The sequence below is a fragment of the Microbacterium sp. SORGH_AS_0862 genome (assembly GCF_030818795.1).
Classification (GTDB): Bacteria; Actinomycetota; Actinomycetes; order Actinomycetales; family Microbacteriaceae; genus Microbacterium.
Window position 1 is genome coordinate 3,019,573 of the sequence record NZ_JAUTAY010000001.1, and the last position, 22,634, is coordinate 3,042,206.

Sequence of the window (22,634 nt, forward strand, 5' to 3'; positions counted from 1 at the left end):
GCGCCGCGCTCACAGGTAGCGGGTGGGAATCGCCGGATCCGACCGGCTGAGACCGTGCGCCGCGAGGGGGAGTTCGCCGCGGACCGTCAAATGGTGAGCACGTGCGGCGCGCACGCCCTCGGGCCCTTCGTGAGAGGCGTCGATCTCGCCGTGCTCGACGAGCGGCACCTGCAGCGCGCGGGCATCCGTGGGCTCGGTCGGTGAGTCGGCCGCGTCGATGCGGATGAGCTCCGCCTCGGCGACGCCGCCGCGCAGGCCCCGGAAGGCCGTCTTCCGCCCGCCCGTCGAGGTCTTCTCGGCGGAGGCCTTGGCGACGCTCACCCATGTCCCGTCGAGATCCTGACGTGCGACGAGCTTGTAGACCATGCCTGCCGTGGGCGTTCCGGAACCCGTCACGACGGAGGTGCCGACGCCGTAGGCATCGACGGGGGATGCGGCCAACGCCGCCAGCGCGTACTCGTCCAGGTCGCTCGTGACGGTGATGCGCGTGTCCGTGGCGCCGAGCGCATCGAGCTGCGCCCGCACGCGCGCCGCGACCACGGGCAGGTCGCCCGAGTCGATGCGCACGCCGCCGAGCCCGGTTCCCGCCACGCGTATCGCGGTCTCGACGCCCCGCTCGATGTCGTAGGTGTCGACCAGCAGCGTCGTGCCGAGTCCCTGGGCGGCGATCTGTGCGCGGAAGGCATCCTCTTCGCGGTCGTGCAGCAGTGTCCAGGCGTGGGCGGCGGTGCCCATCGTGGGGATGCCCCAGGTGCGGCCCGCCTCCAGGTTGCTCGTGGCGCCGAAGCCCGCGACGTAGGCGGCTCGCGCGGCGGCGACGGCCGAGCGCTCTCCGGCTCGCCGCGAGCCCATCTCGGCGAGAGGCCGGTCGCCGGCGGCCAGCGACATCCGCGCGGCCGCCGTGGCGACGGCGGAGTCGTGGTTGAGCACGCTCAGGGCCAGGGTCTCGAGGATCACCGCCTCGAGGAAGCTGCCCTCGACGGTCAGCACGGGGGAGCCGGGGAAGTACAGCTCGCCCTCGCGGTAGCCGGTGATCGACCCCGTGAAGCGGAAATCCGCGAGGGTCGCGAGCGTGTCCGCATCCACCACGCGGTTGTCGCGCAGGTAGCGCAGCTCGTCGTCGCCGAAGCGGAACTCACGCAGCAGGGACAGCAGACGACCGGTTCCCGCGACCACTCCGAAACGGCGTCCTCCCGCCAGACGCCGGGCGAACAGCTCGAAGACCGTGCGCTTCGAGGCGGTGCCGTCGCGCAGCGCCGCCTCGATCATGGTCAGTTCGTAGCGGTCGGTGAGCAGCGAGGTCGTCTCGGGCATGGCGGTCACTCTATCGAGCGCGGGTAGGCTGGGTGATCGTGGTGGACGACGCGCCGATCGGGATCTTCGACTCCGGAGTGGGCGGGCTGACCGTCGCCCGTGCGATCTCGCAGCTGCTGCCCCGTGAATCGCTGCTCTACATCGGCGACACCGCGCGCTCGCCCTACGGTCCGAAGCCGATCGCGGATGTGCGTCGGTACTCGCTGGAGATCCTCGACACGCTGGTCGAGCAGGGCGTGAAGATGCTCGTCATCGCCTGCAACACGGCGTCGGCAGCGGTGCTCCGCGATGCGCGCGAGCGCTACGACGTGCCCGTGGTCGAGGTCATCGGGCCCGCCGTGCGCACGGCCCTCGCGACGACCCGCAACAGCCGCATCGGCGTCATCGGCACGACCGGCACGATCGGTTCCGGGGCCTACCAGGACATGCTCGAGGTGAACCCGAACGTGACCGTGTTCGCGCAGGCCTGCCCGCGGTTCGTCGACTTCGTCGAGGCCGGCGTCACCGGCTCGCCCGAGGTGCTCCGGGTGGCCGAGGACTACCTCGCGCCCCTGCGCCACGCGGGCGTCGACACCCTCGTGCTCGGCTGCACGCACTACCCCTTCCTCGAAGGCGCTATCAGCTACGTCATGGGTGAGGGCGTGAGTCTCGTCTCGAGCGACACCGAGACGGCGAAGGACGTCTACCGTCAGCTCGTCTCCCGTGATCTGCTGGCAGGACCCGACGCCGTGGCCCAGCATGTGTACGAGGCGACGGGTTCGTCGGCAGACGACTTCATCCAGCTCGCGCACCGCCTCATGGGACGCGAGGTGCGTCAGGTGCAGCTCGTGCAGACCGGCACGATCGATCTGCCCCGTACCACCGCGTCCTGACGCCGCATCACCGACTTTCCGCATCCGCTCTACCCGAGGAGAACGATGACCGACATCACCCGCGCCGATGGGCGCACCGTCTCGCAGCTGCGTCCCGTGACGATCGAGCGCGGCTGGTCGAGCCAGGCCGAAGGTTCCGCGCTCATCTCGTTCGGCAACACCAAGGTGCTGTGCACGGCGTCGTTCACGAACGGCGTGCCGCGCTGGCTCACCGGCAAGGGCAAGGGCTGGATCACCGCCGAGTACGCGATGCTGCCGCGCGCCACGAACGATCGCAACGACCGTGAGAGCGTCAAGGGCAAGATCGGCGGTCGCACGCACGAGATCTCGCGCCTCATCGGCCGGGCGCTTCGCGCGGTCGTCGACACGAAGGCGCTGGGCGAGAACACGATCGTCATCGACTGCGACGTGCTGCAGGCCGACGGCGGCACGCGCACGGCAGCGATCACCGGCGCCTACGTCGCGCTCGCGGACGCGATCGAATGGGGACGTCGCAAGAAGTTCATCGGGCAGAAGGCGCAGGTACTCTTCGACTCCGTCTCGGCCGTCTCGGTCGGCATCATCGACGGTGAGCCGATGCTCGACCTCGCGTACGTCGAGGACGTGCGCGCCGAGACCGACATGAACGTCGTCGTGACCGGCCGCGGGCTCTTCGTCGAGGTGCAGGGAACCGCCGAGGGGGCGCCGTTCGACAAGCGGGAGCTCGACGCTCTGCTGGAGCTGGCGGTCGCGGGATGCGGCGAACTCGCTCAGGCGCAGGCGGCGGCACTCGCAACGGGGGACGAGGCATGACCGACCGGGTGGTGCTCGCCACGCACAACCCGCACAAGGTCGAGGAGTTCCGCCACATCGTGCAGGCGACCCGTCCCGATCTCACCGTCATCGGCTACGACGGGCCGGAGCCGATCGAGGACGGCGTGACCTTCGCGGCCAACGCGCTGATCAAGGCCCGCGCGGCGGCCGCCTACACCGGGCTTCCCGCGCTGGCCGACGACTCCGGCATCTGCGTCGACGTGCTCGGCGGGGCGCCGGGGGTGTTCTCCGCCTACTGGGCCGGACACCGTAAGGATGCCGCAGCCAACCTGGAGCTCCTGCTCGATCAGCTGTCCGACATCGCAGATCCGCACCGCACCGCGCAGTTCGTCTCCACGATCGCCCTCGTGATGCCCGGCGGCGCCGAGCACGTCGTCGAGGGCGTCTGGCCGGGCCGGCTCGCACTCGCCGCGGACGGTGCCGGCGGATTCGGCTACGACCCGATCTTCATCCCCGACGGCCAGTCCGGCACGGAGCGCACGGTCGGTCAGTTCTCGGCCGCCGAGAAGAACGCCGCGTCGCACCGCGCACGTGCCTTCGCCGAGCTCGGACCCCTGCTGAGCGAGCTCTGAGCGCGGGAGCGAGAATCAGTCTCGTTCCCGATTGCGCGCAAACCGTCTGTGGCCCGGACGCGGCGCCTAGCCTGGTGCCATGCACGATCACGCGCCCGCATCCGGAGTCCGCGGCGGCAGCAACCGCCGCCTGCTCGCGATCTCGCTCGGGATCACCTCGACGGTGTTCGTCGTGCAGGTCGTCGGTGCGATCCTGTCCGGGTCGCTGGCGCTGCTCGCGGACGCCGCGCACATGCTGACGGATGCGGCAGCGCTTGTCATCGCGCTGATCGCCAGTGCCGTGGCGGCACGCCCCGCCAACGACCGCCGCACCTTCGGCTATCAGCGCGCCGAGGTGTTCGGTGCTCTCGCCAACGGCGTGATCCTGCTCGGACTCTCGCTGTGGGTCGGCGTCGAAGCGATCACGCGGCTCGTCAACCCGGCCGAGGCGGAGGTCGCCGGCGGACTGATGCTCGGCGTCGCCGCGGTCGGTCTGATCGCGAACGCCGTCGCGATGTGGCTGCTGGGTGCGGCGCAGCGGACGAGCATCAACGTGCGCGGCGCGTACCTCGAAGTGCTCGGCGACCTGCTCGGCTCGGTCGCGGTGATCGTCGCCGCCGTCGTGATCCTCTTGACCGGCTGGCTGCCGGCCGACGCCATCGCGTCGCTGCTCATCGCGGCGATGATCGTGCCGCGCGCCATCGGCCTGCTGCGCGAGGTCGTCTCGGTGCTGAGCGAGGCGACGCCGAAAGGCGTCGAGGTCGACACGATCCGCGCGCACATCCTCGGTACCCCCGGTGTCGTCGCCGTGCACGACCTGCACGTGTGGCAGCTCACCCGCGGCGCGCCCGTGTTCACGGCGCACGTCGTGGTCGACGAGGAGGCGTACGCCACCGGCGGCGCCGCCCGCATCCTCAGTGATCTGCAGGGCTGCCTCGCGAAACACTTCGACGTCGAGCACTCGACCTTCCAGCTCGAGCCCGCCGATCACGTCGAGCACGAGGCGCACGCCTGATCACGTCTCGTTGCGCACCTGATCGGGGCTCTTGTCGGGCCGAAGCCCGCGCCAGCGTGCCTGTCGCAGCCTGCCGTCGGGCGTGACCTCGGCGTAGCCGACTTCCGCCACGATCTCCGGGCGCACCCAGAGCGCATCCGAGGCATCGGCGCGCGGCACGTCCAGGAAGGGCGAAGCGTCGGTGCGCAGCGGCTGCAGCACCTGGTCGAGCCGGCGCAGCTCCCGTTCATTGAAGCCTGTCCCCACCCGGCCGACGTAACGCAGCCCTTCGGGTGAGGGCACGCCCATGAGCAGCGACCCGATGCCGCCGCGGCCGTTGCGACCGGGCCGGATCGCGCCGATCACGACCTCCTGCGCGGCGACGTGCTTGATCTTCAGCCACTGGTCGCTCCGCCTGCCCGGCCGGTACACGGATGCCGGGTTCTTCACCATGACGCCCTCGAGCGAGAACGCGGTGCTGGCCTCGAGCGCCGCATCCAGGTCGTCGAACACGGGCGGCATGATCCACGGGGGATTCAGGTCTCGGGACAGGCCCTCGAGGCGCCTGCGGCGCTCGTGCAGCGGGAGGGCGGTCAGGTCCTCTCTGTCGAGAGCGAGGACGTCGAACACGTGCAGGTGCACGGGGATGCGCTCCGCCTCGCGCCGGATCTCCGCCGCCTTCGTGAGGTGCATGCGCGACTGCAGCAGGGGGAAGCTCGGCCGCCCGCGCTCATCCAGCGCGACGATCTCCCCGTCGAGGATGCAGGCGGCGCGCCCGAGACCCGGGTCCGCGGTGAGTTCGGGGTATCGGTCGGTGATGTCGGTTCCGCTGCGGGCGCGCAGCAGCATCCGCTCGCCGTCCCAGAACGCGAGGGCGCGCACGCCGTCCCACTTCATCTCGGCCCACGGCTCGCCCCATCGTCCGGCGGCGGCCGCCGCCAGGCTGGGTGTCGAGTTCTCGGCGAGCATCGGACGCAGGCGAGACGGCGAGAGCTCGTCGGGCCATGGGGCAGTGGATGCGGCCGACACCGCGTCGTCCTTCATCCGGTGCAGGAGCCAGGTCGATTTCTCGCCCTCGCCGTCGGTGCGGATGAGAGCGAGCCGGGCGGTACCGAGGGGCCCGTCCTCCCGCCCCGTGACGGTGAAGATGACCTCGTCCGGTCGCCACTTCTCCGCCTCGTAGGTGCCGGTGTCCCAGATCGTCACCTCGCCCGCGCCGTACTCGCCCGCCGGGATCCTGCCCTCGAAAGTGCCGTACGAGAGTGGGTGGTCTTCGGTCATGACGGCGAGGTGATTGCGCTTCGGCGTCTCCGGAACGCCTTTGGGCACGGCCCAGCTCACGTACACCCCGTCGTGCTCGAGGCGCAGGTCGTAGTGCAGGCGCCGGGCGTGATGCTCCTGGATGACGAACCGCAGCGCGCCCGCGGATGGCGGCTCGGCGGCGGGATCGGAGGGAACCGGCTCGGGCGTGCGGTCGGCGGATCGCTTGGAGATGTAGGTGCGGAGGGGGTCGGCAGCGCCGCGTCGGGGGCGGAGCGGTGCGAGGAGGTCGCCGTCGGTCTCGGCGCGTGCGAGCACCTGCGTCAGATCGAGCTGCGCGAGCCCGCGGTCGTTCAGCTCCTCCCAGGTGCGCGGCGCCGCCACCGTCGGCCGCGCCCGGCCGCGCAGCGAGTACGGGGCGATGGTCGTCTTCTTGCCGTTGTTCTGCGACCAGTCGACGAAAACCTTCCCGGGACGCAGGGCCCGCGACATGCTGCTGACGACGAGATCGGGGTGGTCGGCCTCGAGCGACCGTGCCAGCTCCTTCGCCAGCGCGGACGCCGCCTCGCTCGTCTGACCGGCCGGGAGCGCGCAGTACAGGTGGATGCCCTTGCTGCCGCTCGTGACGGGGAAAGGTGTGAGGCCCGCATCCGTGAGGATCGCGCGCGCCCATCGCGCGACTTCGGCCACCGTGGGAAGGTCGATGTCGTCGCCCGGGTCGAGGTCGAGGACGAGCCGGTCGGGGTCCGAGGGGCGCCCGTCGGCGCCGAAGCGCCACTGCGGGGTGTGCAACTCGAGGCTGGCGGTCTGCGCGAGCCACACCAGGGTAGGGACGTCGTCGACGAGCACGTAGTCCTTCGTGCCGGTGGAGTGCTCGATGCTCTGACGCCGCAGCCACTCGGGGGCGCTCCGCTCGAGGTTCTTCGCGAAGAAGGGCTCGGATGCCACGCCGTCGGGCCAACGTTTGCGGGTCACGGGTCGGCCGTCGAGATGGGGGAGCAGCAGCGGCGCGATGCGCGCGTAGTAGTCGATGACCTCGGCTTTGGTCGTGCCGGTGGCGGGATAGAGCACCTTGTCGAGATGGCTGACGCGGATGCGGCGGCCCTCGACGTCGACGGTCTGCTCGCGTGCGGACATGCGCCCATCCTGCCGTCCGGTGCGTCCGACGCGCACCCGTTGCGCCCTCGCACGTCGGATGCAACAGGACCGCAACCCCTAGCCGCGGCGCGCTGCTCGGATGTCTACTAGGCCTATGAGGTCGATATGGAAGGGCGCGGTCGCGTTCGGGCTCGTGAACGTGCCGGTGAAGGTGTATTCGGCGACCGAGGACCACGACGTGTCGCTGCACCAGGTGCACGCGGCGGACGGAGGCCGCATCCGGTATCAGCGCGTCTGCGAGCTCGACGGCGAGGTCGTGCCGTACGCCGACATCGACCGCGCATACGACGACGGCGACCGCACGGTGGTGCTCACGAAGGAGGACCTGGAGTCGCTGCCGGCGGAGAAATCACGCGAGATCTCGGTGGTCGAGTTCGTGCCGAGCGATCAGGTCGATCTGCTCACCCTCGACAAGGCGTACTACCTCGAACCGGATTCGTCGTCACCGAAGGCGTACGTGCTGCTGCGGCGCACGCTCGAGCAGACGGACCGTACCGCGATCGTGCAGTTCTCCCTGCGCCAGAAGACGCGGCTGGCCGCGTTGCGCGTACGCGGTGACGTGCTCGTGCTGCAGACGCTGCTCTGGGCGGACGAGGTGCGCGAGGCATCCTTCCCGTCGCTGGACGAGGACGTGAAGATCTCCGCCAAGGAGCTCGAGCTCTCGGCGGCGCTCGTCGACAGCTTCTCGTCCGACTTCGATCCCACCGAGTTCCGCGACGAGTATCAGGAGCAGCTGCGCACGCTGATCGAGGCGAAGCTCGAAAAGGGGGAGAGCGTCGACACCTCGGCCACCTTCGGCGAGGAGGACGACGAGGGGAAGGACGGCGGCGAGGTCATCGACCTCATGGCGGCCCTGCGAGCCAGCGTCGAGCGCAGTCGGGCGTCCAAGAAGGACGCGTCATCCACGAGCGACGACAAGCCCGCGGCGAAGCGGAAGAAGAGCTCGAAGGCGTCGTGACCGGATGCGGTGGGCTTACTCGCCCGATGCGGCCTCGTCGCGCTGCTCCTTCTTGACCTTCGCGCGCTCGCGGAAGTAGTGCCAGAGCGTGACGGCTGCGGTGATCGCCACGACGCCGATGAGGATGATGTCGATGTACTCGGTGACGATGTGCGCGACCCAGGGGATGTAGCCGACCAGGAACCCGATCATCGTGAGTCCGAAGCCCCAGAGGATGGCGCCGATCAGGTTGTACAGGCTGTACTTGCGCCACGGCATGTGGCCGACACCGGCCGCGACGGGTGCGAAGGTGCGCACGATCGGGACGAACCGGGCGAAGATGACGGTCAGCCCGCCGAAGCGCTCGAAGAACGCATTCGTGCGCTCGACGTTCTTCTTGCTGAACAGCCCCGACTCTTTGCGCTCGAAGATCGCCGGCCCGCCCTTGTGGCCGATGAGGTAGCCGACTTCGCCACCGACGAAGGCGGCGAGACCGATCAGCAGGGCCACGACCCAGACGTTCACGCCGAAGACACCGTTGGGTGCCACATCCGAGGAATGCGAGAGCAGTCCGGAGATGATGAGCAGCGTGTCGCCGGGCAGCAGGAAGCCGATGAGCAGTCCTGTCTCCGCGAAGACGATGAAGCAGACCACGGCGAGAGCCCAGGGGCCGGCCGCCGCGATGATCGTCTCGGGGGAGAGCCAGGGGATGAGGGCGATGGAGTGCACGGGCGTCCCGTCGATCGGATGTCAGGATGCGGGGCGCGGGTAGCACGCCCCCGTCCCCGTGCGGAAGGTGGGACTTGAACCCACACGCTCGAAAGCACAGGAACCTAAATCCTGCGTGTCTGCCAATTTCACCACTCCCGCGGGTGGGGACAGTCTATCCAGCGCTCTTCGGATCACCTGTGCGTCGCCGCGGATGACGGCGACGCACAGGTCGCGTCAGGACGCGGTGACCTCGCTGACCGCCGTCTCGATGAGATCGGCCACCTCCATCGGGTGGCTCTGCATCGCGAGGTGGGGTGCGGGAAGCTCGACGATGCCGCGAAGGCCGGCACGCGTGTACCCGAAGCGCTCGACCTCGGGGTTGATCGTGTGGTCCTCGCTGGACACGATGCCCCACGCCGGCTTGGTCTTCCATGCGGCGAACGTCGCGGGCTCGGAGAACGCCGCCGCCGACAGCGGTCGCTGCGAGACGGCGAGCACCTGGGCGCGCGCGAGGTCCACGCCGGCGGCGAAGACCTCGGGGAACGCGGCGATCGCGACCGACACGTCGGTGCCGGGCTCGTCGCTGCCGGGCACCGGGTACGGCGTGTAGACCAGGTTGGCGGCGAGCTCGGAGTCGGGGAAACCGCCCTGCAGCTGGCCGAGGCTCTCGCCGACCTCGAGCACGTAGCCCGAGACGTAGACGAGCGCGACGACGTTCGCGGCCTCGCCGGCGACGGTGATGACCGCTCCGCCGTAAGAGTGACCCGCCAGCACGACGTCGCCGTCGATGGTCTCGACGAACGCCTTGATGGATGCGGCATCCTCGCCGAGGCTGCGGTTGTAGACGGGGGGAACGCGCACGTCGTAGCCGCGGTCGAGCAGCTCACGGGTGACGGGCGCCCAGCTGGCGGCGTCGGCGAACGCGCCGTGCACCAGGACGATGGTGGGTTTGGCCACGAGACAACTCCTTGTTTCTGGGGGTGGATGGTGCGGCCGACGCTACGGCGCCAGGACCGTCCCGTCTTGCTCGCGCGCGAGCAATGCCGTTCGACAAACTCGGCACGCGCGGGCGCGCCGCCGAACATCCCTTAGGCCCGCCGCCTCGTCCTCGCCGCAATCGTCGCCGCACCACTGGTCAGCCCGTCGATCGCTCACGCCGACCCCTACCGGTCTGATCGCGCGTGACGTGCTCGATGAGACGAGCCGCGCGGTCGCGGTCGAAGCAGACGGGCAACTACTTCCTCCGGAACTTCGGCAACACGACGAATGGCATCGGCGACGGCTACCGGTTCGCCACCTCGACGCCGTACCGTGTCGGCGTCGACGGGGTCGGAGATCGCCCGTCAGCTGATCGCCGACGTTCCGCCGTGTCGACTCGCTGTGACGGGCGCGTCGGCCCCGCTCTTGCTGCGCTGATCGCTGTGTTGCTGATCGTGATCGGCGGAATGGTGTGGTTTCTGCGCCGTCCGCGTCGCGGGGCGGTCTGATCACCCTCTGAAACGGCCGGGACCGACACGGCATGCCTTTCGGGGCATATCAGCCCGGCCCTCGCCGTGTGCTGCGGCAGACAGCGGTCTTGAACGTTACGCTGCGGCCAGGGCAACACACGGGGGTATCGAGAGCATGGAGCTGGAAGCTCGCTTGGTGGCGCTGGTGGCCGAGGCGGTCGTGCCTGTGCTCAAGCCGCGCGGCTATCGCAAGAAGCGTCTCACCTGGATGAGGGAGACGCCCGATGCGGCCCACGAGATCGTGCTGCAACGCAGCCACGGCAACGGTGGAGATCATCTGCGCATCTACATCGAGGGAGCGGCGTACGTGCCCGCGTTCGACGAGGCGATCGGCAAGTCGGTGCCGGCCTCGATGACGGCGGGGACCCCGCAGTACCGTCAGCGCTTCGAGAGCATCGCGGACTGGCCGGCGCAGTGGATCGACCTCGAAACGTGGTCTCACGATGCCTTGGTTCCGCAGCTGCGTGAGGCGATGGAGATCCTCGCCGATCATCTCGATGCCATCCGCTCCGCGGACGAGCTTGCAGCGGCGAAGCTGGCGGTGAGCACCGGGCTCGACGTCGACCTGTTCGCCTGGTGGTGCGTGACCGGGAACGAGGCTGAGCGCACCGCGCAGTACCGGCAGGCGTTGGCGACGTTCGGCCAGGAAGAGAGATGGCCCCGCCTTCGCGCGCAGTTCGCGACTGTCGCGAGTCGGCACGGGCTGAGTCTGCCTGACTGACTCGGCGCTCCAGCCGTCCGCGAGGCGATCCTGCGTGGCGGCTGTGGATAACTCCAGCGCGCGGCGGTGGATCGCCTTCAGGATGCTGCGCATGTCACCGTCGTCTGCTCTTCGCGATGCGATGCTCGCCGAGGCAACGCTCGCCGAACGGGTGCGGGCGCGTCTGCGCGCGGACGGGATCGACCCCACGCGGGACCCGGAGGCGGGGGAGCGGTTGGCTCGGGCAGAGGTTCGCCGGCACAACGATGCGGCTCTCGCGCGGGGCGCGGCGACGCTCGACGACGAGGACGCGTCCGTCCGCGGTGTGCTCGCGACCGTCGCCGGTTACGGGCCTCTCCAACCCCTGCTCGACGATCCGGAAATCGAGGAGGTCTGGATCAACGCGCCCGACCGGGTGTTTGTGGCTCGCGAGGGCCGCTCTGAGCGGACCGGCGTGGTGCTCACCGAGGCGCAGGTAAGGGAGCTCGTCGAGCGCATGCTGCACGCGACCGGGCGACGTGTCGATCTGAGTCAGCCGTTCGTCGATGCGTCGCTTCCCGACGGGAGCCGGCTGCACGTCGTCATCGGCGGCATCACCCGCAAGCACTGGGCCGTCAACATCCGCAAGTTCCTGCCGCGCTACCGCCGGCTCGCCCAACTCGTCGCCACCGGCACGCTGTCGCCCCAGGTCGCCGAACGGCTGAGTCGGGCGATGCGCCACGGCGACAGCATCCTGGTGTCGGGTGCGACGCACGCGGGCAAGACGACGATGCTCGCCGCGCTGATCGCCGAATGCGCTCCGCACCAGCGCATCATCACGGTCGAGGAGACCTTCGAGCTGGCGGTCGACGCGCACGACATCGTGGCGCTCCAGGGTCGCCAGCCCAGTCTCGAGGGAACGGGCGAGGTGACGCTGCGACGGCTTGTGAAAGAAGCCCTCCGGATGCGGCCCGATCGCCTGATCATCGGGGAGGTACGCGACGCGGAGGCGCTCGATCTGCTTCTCGCGCTCAACACAGGCGTGCCCGGCGCGGCGACGATCCATGCGAACTCGGCACGCGACGCGCTCGTCAAGCTCGCATCCCTGCCACTGCTCGCGGGACGCAACATCGATCGGGACTTCGTCGTGCCCGCCATCGCGTCCAGCATCGACCTCGTCGTGCACTGCGCCCAGGATGCGCGCGGCGCACGGCACGTCGTGGAGGTGATGCAGACGACCGGGGAGGTCATCGATGGTGTGGTCGAGGTCGTCCCCGTCTACGAGGTGACCCGATGACGATCCTTCTCGGTGCGCTCCTCGGCGCCGGAATCCTGCTCATGCTCGCACCGCGGTTGTGGCCCGCGAGTGCGGGGACGGGCCGCCCCGCGCCGCGGAGATCTCGGGGCGCGATGGTGCTGGCGGAAGCGGGCTTCGCGCACCTGTCTGTCAGTGTGCTGATCCTCGCTTGCGCCGGCGTCGCTGTCCTTGCCGCGGCGCTCGCCTGGCTGCTGACACAGGTGCCGGCGTTCGCCCTGCTCGCCGCGCTCGCGGGGGCGGCGGCACCCGTGTTGTGGCTCCGCGGCCGAGCGCGTCGGCTCCTCAAGATCCGGCGGGGACTCTGGCCCGACGTCTGCGACCTGCTCATCGCATCGGTGCGGGCCGGCTTCGCGCTGCCGGATGCCCTCGCATCGCTGCAGACCTCCGCACCCACACCCCTGCGGCCCGCCTTCGCGGGTTTCGCGCGGGACCTCGCTGCATCCGGTCACTTCGAGACCAGCCTCGATCGCTTGAAGGTCGCGTTGTCCGACCCGGTGGCCGACCGCATCCTGGAGACCTTGCGGATGGCGCGCCAGGTGGGCGGAACCGAGCTGGTGCCCGTCCTGCGGTCATTGTCGAGCGCGGTACGGGCGGATGCGGCGGTGCGTGCCGAAGTGGACGCACGGCAGTCGTGGGTGCGCGGCGCGGCGGTACTCGGTCTGCTTGCACCGTGGGTGATCCTTGTGCTGCTCGCGCTCCGACCGGAAGGGTCCGCCGCTTATTCGAGCCCGGAAGGGGTCGTGCTGATCGTCGCCGGCGCAGTCGTCTCCGTCGCGGCGTTCCGCATAATGCTGGCGGTCGGCCGACTCCCCGAGCCGCGGAGGTGGTTCGGATGACCCCTGCCGCCGTCACCCACGTCGCCCTCGCGGTGCTCCTCGGCGGAGCGCTGGGTGCCGGGATCTCCCTGATCCTCTGGGCGACGCCGCGGTGGCGCGCGGTCTCGCTGGGGCGCCGCATCGCACCGTACCTGCGCGACATCGCCGACCCGCGCGGACTGACGCCGCTGCATGCGCCCGTGCGCGACGCGGGGGAGAAACTGGTGCGCCGGCTGGGTGCTCGCGTGGGCGGTGCGGCCGATCTCGAGGTGAGGCTGCGCCGTGCGGGATGGGCGATGGATGCGGCGGCCTTCCGCGCGCGCCAGCTGACCTGGGCCGTCGTCGGGCTCGTCACCGGAGCAGTCCTGGTCGTGGCGCTGGTCGTCGCCGGCTCCTTCGCCCCCGCGGTCGGCGTCCTTCCTCTGCTCGGAGCCGCGGCCGGGGCGATCGGCTACGACCTGCGCCTCGGCGCGGCCGCTCGGGCGCGCTCGGCGCGGGCAGCGGAGGAGCTGCCCACCATCCTGGAGTTCCTCGCCCTGTGCCTCGCCGCAGGAGAGAGCGCGTTCGATGCGATACGACGCGTCTCGTCCGTCGGCTCCGGCGAGATCGTGACGGAGCTGCGTCGCGCCGTGCTGGATGTCGGGACGGGGTCGTCACTGAGTGACGCGCTCGCCTCCGTCGGTCGGGCGATCGATACACCCGCCGTCGCCCGCAGCATCGACCAGATCGTCGCGGCCATCGACCGCGGGGCGCCGCTCGCGCAGGTCCTGCAAGCGCAGGCGGCCGACGCGCGCGAGGACGCCAAGCGAGTTCTCATCGAAAAGGCCGGGCGCAAAGAGATCTACATGCTTCTGCCTGTCAACTAGAAGTCAGGAGCTTTCTGCACGGCTCGATTTCCCAGCGTCGTACGCGATAGACCTTCTCCATCATCCATCGGAAGAAGGAATCGCACATGAACGCGCTGGCTGAGTCGATCGCGACCGGTCCGAACGGAGAGACGGCGGAGTACGTCTTCGTGACGCCGGAGATGGCGGTGTCGTGGTTGGCGAAGAACATCGACCGCAACCGCAACGTGAAGAAGAGTCGCATCAATGGGTACGTCCGTGACATTCAGAACGACAACTGGGTGATCACGGGGGAGGCGATCAAGTTCGACATCCATGGGCAGCTGATCGATGGGCAGAACCGTTGCCACGCGATCGTCACCGCCGGACGGGGTGCGTGGGTGCTCGTAGTGCGGGGGATCAGCGACAGCGCTCTTGTCGTGCTCGACTCGGGTTCCGCGCGGAACACGGGGGACATGCTCATCATCACCGGGCTGGCGGATAAGGCTGACGCGAAGGATGTCGGCGCGATCGCTCGTCTGCATGTGGCGTGGAAGGCCGGCGACGTGAAGCACGCCGCGTCCCACATCGGTGGCAGCGCGACCCTCACGAAGACCGAGATGGCCGAAGCGGTCATGTCGGTCCCGAACATCGACTTCGCTGCCCGCCACGCTCGCGCCATGTACCGCTATCTGCGCCTTCCGGTGAGCGCGCTCGGGCTCGCGTTCCTCGAGTTCTCCGAGATCGACGTCGACGACACTGCTGAGTTCTTCAACCGGATCCGTGACGGAGTTCAGAGTGGCCCTGGAGACCCGTTCCTCACCCTCTCGAGGCGCGTGTCCAGTGATCTGCAGGCTGGCGCGTCGAGGCGCATCCTGCCCGGTCAGGCGCTGTTCTACCTCTTCCGCACATGGAACGCGTTCCGCGCGAACGAGACGCTGGTGAAGCTGCAGATCGGTTCACCGCAGTCAGGGTTCACACCAATCCCGGTGCCGCGATGAATGCGCCATTTGGTCCGCAGGATCGCGGGTCTATGCTTCGGTTCCAGGATCGCTCTTCTGGGGTCGAGCGATGAGTCAAAGGCTGGTTGGTGGCGCGTCAGACGACTGCGCCGGATCATTGGGGGATCAATTGAATGATGAAGTGCGTGACGTGGCCGATGATGGTGCCCGATCCTCTTTGAAGATTGGGGTGCTGTGGCGGGACCGGCTGACCCTCGGCCTGAGTGTGGGCGTTGTCGCGCTCTTCGTCGCGCTCGTCGCCATGGTCATCTTGAACGCAGTTAACTACGCAGAAGCCACACAGGCGCAGCAGCAGCGCAACGACTACGGCGCGACGGTGCGGGACCTTGAGAGCAGGACGGCAGAGCTGGAGGGCCGTGTTGAGCTGTACGAGCCGGCGTACAACAAGGCTGCCGAGCTGGAACGTACCGAACAGGCCCTTGACCAACGCGAAGCCGATGTCGCTGCGCGAGAAGCAGCGGTGAAGAGCACCGAGGACCGCATTGCAGCTACGACCCTCAAGGACGGTTTCACGTACACGGTGGGTTCGACAATGGAGCCCGGCACCTACCAGGCAAACAGCACCACGGAGAGTTGCTACTGGGCGATCTACACGACCGGTTCGAACTACAGCGACATAGTCGACAACGGATTCGCCGCCGGGACCGTTTCCGTGACAGTCGGACCGGGGCAGGATTTCACATCTAAGCGATGCGGCGACTGGTCAAAAGTCGGCTAGGTGCCTCGGCGAGAGACGTGGCGCGCAGCGTCGCGATGCCCCAGACCCCCTCACGGTCGTTTTTTTCGCCGGGGAGAGATATCGGCTAGCCCCGGAGACCCGGGTGAGTGAGCCGAGGGGGACCCCGCCCACCCTTCTGAACCAAGGTGGGTCCGGGTCTTCGAGCGTTCGGCGGCTCGGCGCGTTGCCGTTCGGTCGCCCGCGTGTCAGTGGCTCTCGCGTATCCTCTAGTTCCGGCCGGGGAAGGAGACCCCTGGCTTTGGGCACGAACAAGCGTTATGCGGACGCCATCGATCGGCGGGTGGGTGAACGAATACTCGAGCGCGCTGCGGCCGATGGCCCGCTGCAACATCTCACCGACGCGGAGCTCGAGCTCGACCGCCGGCCGCTCACCATTGATCCGCAGCCGAAGCCTGCGAAGGCGTGGGTCCGGTTCGGCAGCACGCCTGTTCTTGTTGACGCGCTCGTGAATCGCTGGACGTCGCGTGCGTGCGGGATCTCGTTTGAAGTGGCGGGAAAGCAGATGCGGACATGGGTTTGGGCATCGGCCGTGAGCGAGGCGCCGCGCGGCGGAGACAGAAACCTTTGACCTCGCAGACCAAAAGTTCCCCTCCCAGGCGACCGGCTTCTCGGCGAGGCTTCCGGGCTCCCCCCTCGTCTCGGCTTTCCCGCTAGCATCGCTCGCAGACAGGGGGGACGCATGAGCGACACCGAAACGGACAAGACTTATCCGATAGCGCAGTGGACGAACGCACTCATGATCGGGGCCGGCGTGACGATCCTTCTCGGATTCGTCGTCCTGTTCATACCACCCATGTCGCTGCTCGCCTGGCTGCTCCTGCCACTGGGGTTCGTGTGCCTGCTCGCGGGCTGGGTGTCGCACGCGATCCGACTTAGCACTCGGGCGCTCCTTGACGCGATAGCGGAGCGTAAGTGATGGATGCCGTCACCATCATCGTTGCCGCAATCAGCATCGTCGTTGCCAACTGGGTCGTGAGCTACTTCGTGACGAAGAACGCGATCAAGAACGCGCTGATAGAGGACCGACGCTTCCAGCGGAAAGTCGAGAAGGCGCGAGCAGCCGCAGCGCAGGCGGACAGGTAGGAGATGATCCAGCTCTGGAGTGCGATCGGAGTTGCATTGCTCACGGTGGTGATCGGACCCCTCCTGCGTGGCGAGGTCAGTGGTCGACTGCTGAAGCGCATCAGTGAGCATGCGAATCTGCGTGAGAAGCTTGCCGAAAACTCGGCAGCGCTCAAGGATCTCGACGCTCTTCTCGATCTCGAGGTTCGACGTCTCCGAGAGCGCGAAAGACATAGACTCACTCGTAAATTGAACGGCGCGAACGTAGCTGCCCTCATCTTCGTGGCACTCGCAGGGGGCGGCATCGTCTATGGGCTTCTCTCGCTCGGAATCTCGCTGGGGCCCACCGGATGGGCGATCGCGGCATATGTTGGCGCAGCTCTAGTCGCTGTTTTCGCGGTCGGGCTCGCAGCGGTTGGCGTCGGTACTCTCTATGAGCCGCCAAAGGAAAAGAAGTAGCCGCTCAATGTGACCGATGCCGCGGTCAGGGATCGGACTGTCTGAGGCGGAGTTCCCGGTCGGTCAGCTATCGGCGCGATGGGTTTCAGAGACGTCGCCAGACTGGAACACACGTTGGAGAGAAGGGATGCCTCCCCGGTGGTCAACCGTGGGAGGCCCCCTGTACGGCTAACCCCCACCCCGAATCGGTCAACGCGATCGTAGGGAGGGCTTCATGCGGTTCTTCGTCCCGTCCGGGACCCATTCACCCCAGCCTTCCTGCTCGAGCAACCGCATGAGGGACACCAGGTGCATGACGGCCAATGTGGCGTTCCTAAGGTTGTACTGACGCGCTGATACCCCATGCGACGAGGGATGGCGTCCGTATGAATGCGGCACTGGATCACCGGGCCTCCACGAGGCATATGCGCGCCAGAGGGCTCCGAGAACGAGCGCATCTCGAAACGGAAGCGAAGTTATGTCTGGCCGCGTGTTCTTGTCCGGCGTGTCCTTCCAGAAGCCGACGTGACGGCGAGTGATTGTGTCGAGGGTGCTGGTCGCTAGCGACTGCGCCGCTTCTCTGTGACCGCTTCTTAGCGCCTCCGCGGCAGCGCGCGTGAACCGTGCATACTTCCGACCTGTGCTGGAGGTGATGTTGTCTAGTTGGCTCTCGCAGCTACGAACTATCTGCGGCGAGTGTCTGCCAATCACTTCCCGGCGCGCCACCGGGCTGTTCGCTGCAAGAAGGCGTTCGACCACCTGTGGCGGGGGTACCCAGGCAAGTGGCAATCCCTCATCTAGGACGAGCCCGCCCAGCACGTCGGCCGCCGGTCGTCGGATTCCGTGCCAGTTGGAGGGCCAGTGTCTCGGCGATGGTGGCTTCCGCAGAGATACGAACAGTTCCGAAAGCTGGCGTTGGATCAGAGAATCGATCCGCGGAAACATCGAACCCCACACCGGGGACATGGATGCGATGACTGAGTCGACTCCGAACCCATCCAACCTTGCACTCAGTTGCTGACTGAGCCGGGTGCGCATTGGGGCTAAGGCGCTCTCTACGACGTCCGACAAGTGGCTATTGACGCTGGCGCTTAATGCCTCCGGCAGCGCTATCTGTGGCACTAAAATGCGGCGGCCAAGGTTCGAGATCGCGTCGAGCGTAGAGTTGTCGCGCGAAGCGAGAAGGCGCGCCGCTATCGCGGCGTTCTGGGAGGCGATCGACTCGAACCCGCGACTGGATCGGAGTAGATCGCTCGCGCCCGTGCGGAGTGGCCGGAGAGTGCTCTCGTCATCGCGGTGCGAATCTTCGAGCTGATTTTCGTCTGTCATCACTCGAAGTAGTCGATGCGGGTCCGCGCGGTGTCCTTCGCTTCGTCCATGACTACTGTGCATTGGTACGAGCTCCGGATCATGGCACCGAAGCTGTTCTCGGCGTCGACCGTTCCGGTTACTGTCCACGTTCCTGATCCCGTGGCTTCGGAGTTGAACTTCGCCGTCGATGGCGCCTTTAGTTGCGATTCGATCTGCGCCTCGCATTGTGCGATCGCCTCGAACTTGTTGTTCATCGTGTAGCCGTCGCCCCCTGAACCGATGCTCGCAAGACCCCAAATGACAGCGCTGAAGAGTGCGACGAGCCCCAGACATCCGAAACAGCCCCATGCCGCACTGTTCTGCTTCTTCTTTGGCGGCTTCCCCCCGAACACCCCCGGGCGATCCATGCTCGGGTGATAGACACTGCTCCCCATGCCGGTGACTCTAGCCCTCGACACCGCCGCCATCTACGCTGCAAGCCAGCTAGAGACGCAGGAGAAACACCGCGGGTATGCTCAGCGCCATGAGTGCAAGACGCCGCATTCCGGGGGCGGCCACCGAGCTTGCGTTCGAGTCGCTCAGTCTTGCGATTCTGGGGCTGAGTCGAGCCATCGCAGTCATCAGCTAGCGAATGTAGTCCGCAGCAGCGCAGGGTGTCCATGAATCATAGGCACGCGCCACGAATCATGGGCACGCGCCCCCTGTCACCGGGCATCGTTCGCCGTCCCACGGCTGCCTCGGATGCTTCTGGAGCAGCTCGGCGGTGGGCGCCCATCCGAGATTGAGGACTCTTGCCACTACCAGGATCGTCACGAATCTCGCGCCCGCATCTCGGACGACCGCGGCCACGCTCTGCGACTTTGCCCCTGTAGTGAATGTGTCGTCGAAGACGACGACATGTCTGCCAGTCAGATCGACCGGCGGTCGTAGCTCAAGCGAACCGGTATCAATTACTCGCTCGCGGGCATTGGCTGTCCGCTCGATGCGCAGTTCGTTCCAGTGCCGAGGCGCAAATCTCGCAAGCGCTGCAAGCGGGTGCCCGTCTGGTCGACTGCCTGGGATCCCCGAGGGGACCAACACAATATGGTCAACTGGCCCACCGACCGCCTCCACACACTGCACGTGTCTGTAGAAGAAGTGCCACGTGAGTGCTGACAGTCGGTAGAGAGGCTCTGCCTGGACGTCCTTCGGCCAGCCGTCTTTGTAATTACGAATGTCCTGTCGAAACTGAGCGTTCACTTCACAGGCGTAACTGAGGGGGACAACGAGGTTCGCGACGCGCCACTCGCCGGCGACTCCTCGGAGTTCTCTGCAGCTGTTGCACACTGGGTTAGCTGGAAGATCGCGCGACCCAGTACAGACTACGCACGCATCCGGATGTCGGATTGGGTTGAAGGCAAGCTGCGGCAGGATGCGGTTTACGTGTTGCATCCGTCGCTCGTCCTGCCTTCGATCGCTCATGCCCGAGTAAGCCACCTGGCTGCGTGCTGGGCGCGGCTGAGGATCTCTCGAACCGCCTGCTGAGCCTCTGTGGCACTGTTGACGACGGTGACGTCGTAGCCGCCCCCTGCGTAGGTCGCACCCCAGGTGGTATCTCGGACGACCTGGGAGGTGAGCACAAGCGGGCGCGCATGTTTAATGGCGGCATTTGCCTGGATTCGAGTACCAGACTTCTCGGACGCCTCAGCGATGACCGTGATCGAGCTGTACGCGCTCATGGTGATGTTTCGCTGCGGAAACGTCTGTCGATTCGGGCGTGCCTCAGGGCGGAACTGAGAGATCACAAGACCTGTCTCGGCAATCTGGTCTTGAAGCGCTCGATGCTCTGAGGGGTAAACGTGGCGGAGCCCGTTCCCCAGAACGGCCACAGTGCGTCCACCCGCGGCAAGCGCCGCACGATGGGCAGAACCGTCCACGCCGCGAGCAAGCCCCGAAACTACCGTGATGGTGTCCTCCGAAAGAAGGCTGGCGAGCTCAGAAGCGAACTTCAGGCCGGTGTCCGAAACTTCTCGGCTCCCAACGATCGCCGCCGAGAGGCGGTCGCTGCGAACTTCTCCGCGCGCGTAGATCGCGAGCGGGTAGTCGAACACACTGCGCATCTGTGTCGGGTAGTTGTCGTCGAATGGGGTCAGGACGATAATTCCCTCCGCCTCCCACACCTCGAGCTCTCTCGCCGCAGCATCGAGCGCCTCAGTCACGTCGACTTCGAGCAGCGTGCCCTCGGCCGGATGCTGGAGCACGTCCGAAGGTAGTTCACCCTCCGCAAACCGTCGGCGGAGATCCGCAGGTGATAGCCCCCGACCAGTGGGCGGGTAGAGGAGAGCCAGCAGTGCGACGTTCTCGCGCATGATCATTCCCCTGACTCGCCGTTGGCCCGGCGCACATTGGTGGCTGGATGAGCAACATTCGCACATACATACGACACGCTCTGTGTGCTCGCCGTAAGAACCACGTGAACCTGCGCCTGACCTTGTTCGATTGTATCCGCGCGACCCGCCGCCGCGCCGTTATCCGAGATCTCGGCGAGTGGAACGAGATCGCGGGTATGTCTCTCCGTCGCCCCGGCAACGTCGCTGATCTCGGTAAGTACGACGTCCGCGACCGCGTCACCGAATCCGACCTCGAGGGTCATGGTCTCCATTGGCCGCGCCTTCGCTCGGGCGATACGCTCGCCCCAGCCGGCCGGGTCGGGTACATCGGAGGCCTCCTTGGGAGGGGGAGCGGCTTTCTCCGGAAGATCCCGCACGCTGCATTCTTCACTCGGCAGGGCGGTAGTGGCGGGGATCTGGATCAGTAAGCTGTCGGTCGTAATGCCGAGCGCCCAGCCCACTTGTGCCTCGGGGGATTCGGGGTGGGGTGGGTTCGCGCGCTGTGCTTCGCCGTAGAGGAAGCTGTCAGCGTCGATGACGATTCGGGTGGGTGTCGTCGGAGTCGTTTCCGTGCTGGTGTGGAGGTAGCTGCCCTCTCTGATCGCGAGATGCGCGTAGTCGACACCGAGCACCAGAACTTCGGAGTCCGGATCCGCGTCGGTGGCGAGTCGCGCTGTGACGGTGCGGGTGCCGAACAGGGCCTCGAGGTCGGTGATGTGCATGATGGTCTCCGTTCACCGGACGACGGACAGATAGCCCGCGCTGCTGATATGGACGTTTGGCTGGGCTCCCGCGGGCGCGTCGGGGAGCAAGAAGATGCGCACCCCGGAGCTCCCTGTTGCGATGGCCGCACCTGAGCCGGGATCGATTACAACTCCGTTGTCACCGCCACGGATCTCGGATGCACCTAGACCGATCGCTGCGATGCCCGCCGTGTTGGCCCCGAGTCGGATGGGCGTCGCGCCGGCGATCACGATCTCCCCGCCTTCGGAGACAGTGAAATTGCCGGTGAGCGTCGTGTTGCCGTCGATCCCGAAAGTGCCCGTGATCGTCGTGGGACCGGAGATCTCCGTGTTGCCCGACACGATCAGCGTTCCCGTGATCGTCAACTGCCCGTCCACGGTCTCTTCACCGGACACGATCAGCGTGCCCGACACTCGCGCGGAACCCTCCACGATCAGACCCTCAGCTGAGGCGACACGCAGCGCCCCACGCGTGATGGACGTGAACCCGACCGGTGCGGTGGTCTCGAGCGTCTTGAGCCGGTCGAAGATCTCCCCGAAGACGTCCTCGTAGTCGCCAGGAACTCGTCTCATGGTCGTTCTCCGTTCTCGCTGCCCTGCAGCGCCGCGGCGAGGCGATGGCGTCCCTCGTAGAAGCGGGTCTCCAAACGAACGAGACCACGTCGCTGCAGGGAGTGCGCCGCACGGCGGCCGTTCGCTCCCGCGTCGCCGACCAGCACGATCGAACCTGCCGGATAAAGCGCGAGCTCATCCACGATCAGACGTTGAACGGCCCCCAGACCCCGGGACATGGCGCCTCCTAAGTGACGCAGGGCGGTGTGGAAAAAATGCCGGGGAGAGAAGACGGCTAGCCCCGGAGACCCGCTGAGCGGGCGGCAGGGGTGTCCCTCCCCACCCCTCTGGGCTGTAACCGTGATGCCGCTCATCGGAGCACCGCCGCGTTGCGTCGGGTTGGGCTCCAGTCGGGTTCCGTGCCGGCGATCATCGCCGTGTATGCCTCCTGGAAGTCGCCGCTGATGCTGACTTGGGTGGCGTCGGTGGCGATGATGACGGTGTCTGTCGTGATCGGGAAGACGTCGCCTTTCCGCATCGCTTTACGCAGTCCTGCGACGAGCTTCTGTGCTTCGGCCTCGGAGAGCTCGAGCGTGTGTTCGTTGATCCGCAATGTGGCGTGGCTGTTGTCGGTGGGCATGGGG

26 protein-coding genes and 1 tRNA gene are annotated in these 22,634 nt (G+C 67.3%); 16 read left to right on the forward strand and 11 right to left on the reverse strand.

What is annotated here, in order from left to right; translation table 11 throughout:
* Nucleotides 1–9: 9 nt before the first annotated feature.
* Nucleotides 10–1,314, reverse strand: coding sequence for a nicotinate phosphoribosyltransferase (locus QE377_RS14765; protein WP_307324671.1), 1,305 nt, complete (start codon nt 1,312–1,314; stop codon nt 10–12).
* A 41-nt stretch (nt 1,315–1,355) separates the two neighbouring features.
* On the opposite strand from QE377_RS14765, the gene murI reads away from it, so the two are divergent.
* The 4 genes from murI (at nt 1,356) to QE377_RS14785 (ending at nt 4,565) form a co-directional block, all read left to right on the forward strand.
* On the forward strand, nt 1,356–2,186 hold the full coding sequence (murI, locus tag QE377_RS14770; protein ID WP_307326045.1) for a glutamate racemase: 831 nt from the start codon (nt 1,356–1,358) through the stop codon (nt 2,184–2,186).
* A 45-nt stretch (nt 2,187–2,231) separates the two neighbouring features.
* Nucleotides 2,232–2,978 carry a ribonuclease PH gene (gene rph / locus QE377_RS14775; RefSeq protein ID WP_307324673.1) on the forward strand — a complete coding sequence of 249 codons (747 nt, stop codon included), beginning with the start codon at nt 2,232–2,234 and terminating at the stop codon, nt 2,976–2,978.
* Nucleotides 2,975–3,571 carry an RdgB/HAM1 family non-canonical purine NTP pyrophosphatase gene (gene rdgB / locus QE377_RS14780; protein WP_307324675.1) on the forward strand — a complete coding sequence of 199 codons (597 nt, stop codon included), beginning with the start codon at nt 2,975–2,977 and terminating at the stop codon, nt 3,569–3,571. Before rph ends, rdgB begins: the two co-directional genes overlap by 4 nt.
* 79 nt (nt 3,572–3,650) lie before the next feature.
* On the forward strand, nt 3,651–4,565 hold the full coding sequence (locus tag QE377_RS14785; RefSeq protein WP_307324676.1) for a cation diffusion facilitator family transporter: 915 nt from the start codon (nt 3,651–3,653) through the stop codon (nt 4,563–4,565).
* On the opposite strand, the gene QE377_RS14790 is transcribed toward QE377_RS14785, so the two are convergent.
* Entirely contained in the window at nt 4,566–6,941 is a 2,376-nt protein-coding gene (locus tag QE377_RS14790) for an ATP-dependent DNA ligase (RefSeq protein WP_307324679.1), read from the reverse strand.
* A 115-nt stretch (nt 6,942–7,056) separates the two neighbouring features.
* Between QE377_RS14790 and QE377_RS14795 the strand changes: the two genes are divergently transcribed.
* Nucleotides 7,057–7,920, forward strand: a complete 864-nt coding sequence (locus QE377_RS14795) for a Ku protein (RefSeq protein ID WP_307324681.1) — start codon at nt 7,057–7,059, stop codon at nt 7,918–7,920.
* Between the two features lie 15 nt (nt 7,921–7,935).
* On the opposite strand, the gene QE377_RS14800 is transcribed toward QE377_RS14795, so the two are convergent.
* From QE377_RS14800 to QE377_RS14810, 3 genes are all read right to left on the reverse strand, one after another.
* Nucleotides 7,936–8,628, reverse strand: coding sequence for a DedA family protein (locus QE377_RS14800; protein ID WP_307324683.1), 693 nt, complete (start codon nt 8,626–8,628; stop codon nt 7,936–7,938).
* Between the two features lie 59 nt (nt 8,629–8,687).
* Nucleotides 8,688–8,769, reverse strand: a tRNA-Leu gene (locus tag QE377_RS14805).
* A gap of 75 nt (nt 8,770–8,844) precedes the next feature.
* A complete protein-coding gene (locus QE377_RS14810; protein ID WP_307324685.1) occupies nt 8,845–9,567 on the reverse strand; it encodes an alpha/beta hydrolase in 723 nt (240 codons plus the stop codon).
* A gap of 236 nt (nt 9,568–9,803) precedes the next feature.
* Here QE377_RS14810 and QE377_RS14815 point away from each other — a divergent pair, with 236 nt between their 5' ends.
* From QE377_RS14815 to QE377_RS14865, 11 genes are all read left to right on the forward strand, one after another.
* Complete coding sequence (locus QE377_RS14815) at nt 9,804–10,097, forward strand: hypothetical protein (protein WP_307324687.1); 294 nt, start codon at nt 9,804–9,806, stop codon at nt 10,095–10,097.
* Between the two features lie 136 nt (nt 10,098–10,233).
* Nucleotides 10,234–10,839, forward strand: coding sequence for a DUF4304 domain-containing protein (locus tag QE377_RS14820; RefSeq protein ID WP_307324689.1), 606 nt, complete (start codon nt 10,234–10,236; stop codon nt 10,837–10,839).
* 91 nt (nt 10,840–10,930) lie between these two features.
* Nucleotides 10,931–12,094 (forward strand): CpaF family protein, encoded by a 1,164-nt coding sequence (locus tag QE377_RS14825; RefSeq protein ID WP_307324690.1) that lies wholly within the window; start codon nt 10,931–10,933, stop codon nt 12,092–12,094.
* A complete protein-coding gene (locus QE377_RS14830) occupies nt 12,091–12,951 on the forward strand; it encodes a type II secretion system F family protein (RefSeq protein ID WP_307324692.1) in 861 nt (286 codons plus the stop codon). The genes QE377_RS14825 and QE377_RS14830 overlap by 4 nt, the downstream gene beginning before the upstream one ends.
* Nucleotides 12,948–13,796, forward strand: a complete 849-nt coding sequence (locus tag QE377_RS14835; RefSeq protein WP_307324694.1) for a type II secretion system F family protein — start codon at nt 12,948–12,950, stop codon at nt 13,794–13,796. Before QE377_RS14830 ends, QE377_RS14835 begins: the two co-directional genes overlap by 4 nt.
* An 86-nt stretch (nt 13,797–13,882) precedes the next feature.
* Nucleotides 13,883–14,755: a hypothetical protein gene (locus QE377_RS14840; RefSeq protein ID WP_307324696.1), complete on the forward strand. Its 873-nt coding sequence runs from the start codon at nt 13,883–13,885 to the stop codon at nt 14,753–14,755.
* Nucleotides 14,756–14,825: 70 nt separating this feature from the next.
* Nucleotides 14,826–15,494 (forward strand): hypothetical protein, encoded by a 669-nt coding sequence (locus tag QE377_RS14845; RefSeq protein WP_307324698.1) that lies wholly within the window; start codon nt 14,826–14,828, stop codon nt 15,492–15,494.
* 259 nt (nt 15,495–15,753) lie between these two features.
* Complete coding sequence (locus QE377_RS14850; protein WP_307324699.1) at nt 15,754–16,083, forward strand: hypothetical protein; 330 nt, start codon at nt 15,754–15,756, stop codon at nt 16,081–16,083.
* A 111-nt stretch (nt 16,084–16,194) separates the two neighbouring features.
* Entirely contained in the window at nt 16,195–16,431 is a 237-nt protein-coding gene (locus tag QE377_RS14855; protein WP_307324701.1) for a hypothetical protein, read from the forward strand.
* Nucleotides 16,428–16,598, forward strand: a complete 171-nt coding sequence (locus QE377_RS14860; RefSeq protein WP_307324703.1) for a hypothetical protein — start codon at nt 16,428–16,430, stop codon at nt 16,596–16,598. Before QE377_RS14855 ends, QE377_RS14860 begins: the two co-directional genes overlap by 4 nt.
* 3 nt (nt 16,599–16,601) lie before the next feature.
* Entirely contained in the window at nt 16,602–17,036 is a 435-nt protein-coding gene (locus QE377_RS14865; protein WP_307324705.1) for a hypothetical protein, read from the forward strand.
* Between the two features lie 1,307 nt (nt 17,037–18,343).
* On the opposite strand, the gene QE377_RS14870 is transcribed toward QE377_RS14865, so the two are convergent.
* The 6 genes from QE377_RS14870 to QE377_RS14895 all read right to left on the reverse strand — a co-directional run bounded on the left by QE377_RS14870 (nt 18,344) and on the right by QE377_RS14895 (nt 22,630).
* On the reverse strand, nt 18,344–18,760 hold the full coding sequence (locus QE377_RS14870) for a hypothetical protein (RefSeq protein ID WP_307324707.1): 417 nt from the start codon (nt 18,758–18,760) through the stop codon (nt 18,344–18,346).
* A gap of 1,023 nt (nt 18,761–19,783) precedes the next feature.
* Complete coding sequence (locus QE377_RS14875) at nt 19,784–20,674, reverse strand: DNA-processing protein DprA (protein WP_307324709.1); 891 nt, start codon at nt 20,672–20,674, stop codon at nt 19,784–19,786.
* Between the two features lie 2 nt (nt 20,675–20,676).
* A complete protein-coding gene (locus tag QE377_RS14880) occupies nt 20,677–21,417 on the reverse strand; it encodes a hypothetical protein (protein WP_307324711.1) in 741 nt (246 codons plus the stop codon).
* Nucleotides 21,418–21,429: 12 nt separating this feature from the next.
* Nucleotides 21,430–22,011 (reverse strand): hypothetical protein, encoded by a 582-nt coding sequence (locus QE377_RS14885; protein ID WP_307324713.1) that lies wholly within the window; start codon nt 22,009–22,011, stop codon nt 21,430–21,432.
* Nucleotides 22,008–22,193, reverse strand: coding sequence for a hypothetical protein (locus QE377_RS14890; protein ID WP_307324715.1), 186 nt, complete (start codon nt 22,191–22,193; stop codon nt 22,008–22,010). Before QE377_RS14890 ends, QE377_RS14885 begins: the two co-directional genes overlap by 4 nt.
* Before the next feature lie 167 nt (nt 22,194–22,360).
* Nucleotides 22,361–22,630: a hypothetical protein gene (locus QE377_RS14895; RefSeq protein WP_307324718.1), complete on the reverse strand. Its 270-nt coding sequence runs from the start codon at nt 22,628–22,630 to the stop codon at nt 22,361–22,363.
* Nucleotides 22,631–22,634 lie beyond the last annotated feature (4 nt).

Excerpts from the sequence above, each read along its gene's own strand:
- QE377_RS14765 (WP_307324671.1), bottom strand. The coding sequence starts at position 1,314 with ATGCCCGAGACGACCTCGCTGCTCACCGACCGCTACGAACTGACCATG.
- rph (WP_307324673.1), top strand. The coding sequence starts at position 2,232 with ATGACCGACATCACCCGCGCCGATGGGCGCACCGTCTCGCAGCTGCGT.
- rdgB (WP_307324675.1), top strand. The coding sequence starts at position 2,975 with ATGACCGACCGGGTGGTGCTCGCCACGCACAACCCGCACAAGGTCGAG.
- QE377_RS14785 (WP_307324676.1), top strand. The coding sequence starts at position 3,651 with ATGCACGATCACGCGCCCGCATCCGGAGTCCGCGGCGGCAGCAACCGC.
- QE377_RS14790 (WP_307324679.1), bottom strand. The coding sequence starts at position 6,941 with ATGTCCGCACGCGAGCAGACCGTCGACGTCGAGGGCCGCCGCATCCGC.
- QE377_RS14795 (WP_307324681.1), top strand. The coding sequence starts at position 7,057 with ATGAGGTCGATATGGAAGGGCGCGGTCGCGTTCGGGCTCGTGAACGTG.
- QE377_RS14815 (WP_307324687.1), top strand. The coding sequence starts at position 9,804 with ATGAGACGAGCCGCGCGGTCGCGGTCGAAGCAGACGGGCAACTACTTC.
- QE377_RS14820 (WP_307324689.1), top strand. The coding sequence starts at position 10,234 with ATGGAGCTGGAAGCTCGCTTGGTGGCGCTGGTGGCCGAGGCGGTCGTG.
- QE377_RS14825 (WP_307324690.1), top strand. The coding sequence starts at position 10,931 with ATGTCACCGTCGTCTGCTCTTCGCGATGCGATGCTCGCCGAGGCAACG.
- QE377_RS14830 (WP_307324692.1), top strand. The coding sequence starts at position 12,091 with ATGACGATCCTTCTCGGTGCGCTCCTCGGCGCCGGAATCCTGCTCATG.
- QE377_RS14835 (WP_307324694.1), top strand. The coding sequence starts at position 12,948 with ATGACCCCTGCCGCCGTCACCCACGTCGCCCTCGCGGTGCTCCTCGGC.
- QE377_RS14840 (WP_307324696.1), top strand. The coding sequence starts at position 13,883 with ATGAACGCGCTGGCTGAGTCGATCGCGACCGGTCCGAACGGAGAGACG.
- QE377_RS14845 (WP_307324698.1), top strand. The coding sequence starts at position 14,826 with ATGAGTCAAAGGCTGGTTGGTGGCGCGTCAGACGACTGCGCCGGATCA.
- QE377_RS14855 (WP_307324701.1), top strand. The coding sequence starts at position 16,195 with ATGAGCGACACCGAAACGGACAAGACTTATCCGATAGCGCAGTGGACG.
- QE377_RS14865 (WP_307324705.1), top strand. The coding sequence starts at position 16,602 with ATGATCCAGCTCTGGAGTGCGATCGGAGTTGCATTGCTCACGGTGGTG.
- QE377_RS14870 (WP_307324707.1), bottom strand. The coding sequence starts at position 18,760 with ATGGGGAGCAGTGTCTATCACCCGAGCATGGATCGCCCGGGGGTGTTC.
- QE377_RS14875 (WP_307324709.1), bottom strand. The coding sequence starts at position 20,674 with ATGCGCGAGAACGTCGCACTGCTGGCTCTCCTCTACCCGCCCACTGGT.
- QE377_RS14880 (WP_307324711.1), bottom strand. The coding sequence starts at position 21,417 with ATGCACATCACCGACCTCGAGGCCCTGTTCGGCACCCGCACCGTCACA.
- QE377_RS14885 (WP_307324713.1), bottom strand. The coding sequence starts at position 22,011 with ATGAGACGAGTTCCTGGCGACTACGAGGACGTCTTCGGGGAGATCTTC.
- QE377_RS14895 (WP_307324718.1), bottom strand. The coding sequence starts at position 22,630 with ATGCCCACCGACAACAGCCACGCCACATTGCGGATCAACGAACACACG.